General features: G+C 71.2%; 1 protein-coding gene. It reads right to left on the bottom strand.

The annotated features are described in order from the left end of the window. Window positions 1-278: maltotransferase domain-containing protein (locus tag H4N64_RS44320; protein WP_186288281.1), on the bottom strand; the 278-nt coding region annotated here is incomplete at both ends.

The raw sequence follows: 278 nt of genomic DNA, 5'->3' as shown, positions 1-278 counted from the left end.
CGTCACGAACTCCCGCAGTGGATACCGGGACAGCACCCCGTCCACCTCGGGACGGAAAGCGGCGGCCAGTCGGGACACCATCGGCAGGGAGTCGTCCCTGAGGGTGTCGACCGCGTCGAGGAGAACCTGTCGCCGCTCGGCGGGAACCCCGGCCGCCGCACGCTGGAAGAGGTCCGCGCCCTCCTCCAGGACCACCCCGGTGTCGATCCCGGCCGGCACCTTGATGCGGGCGATGTGGCGCCAGGTGGTCACCGGGTCGCTCCAGGCCTCCACATGGA

This window comes from Streptomyces cupreus (genome assembly GCF_014257025.1).
Taxonomy (GTDB): domain Bacteria; phylum Actinomycetota; class Actinomycetes; order Streptomycetales; family Streptomycetaceae; genus Streptomyces; species Streptomyces cupreus.
Note: the sequence above shows the minus strand (reverse complement) of the source record. Positions and strands in the feature narration are given on the sequence as shown.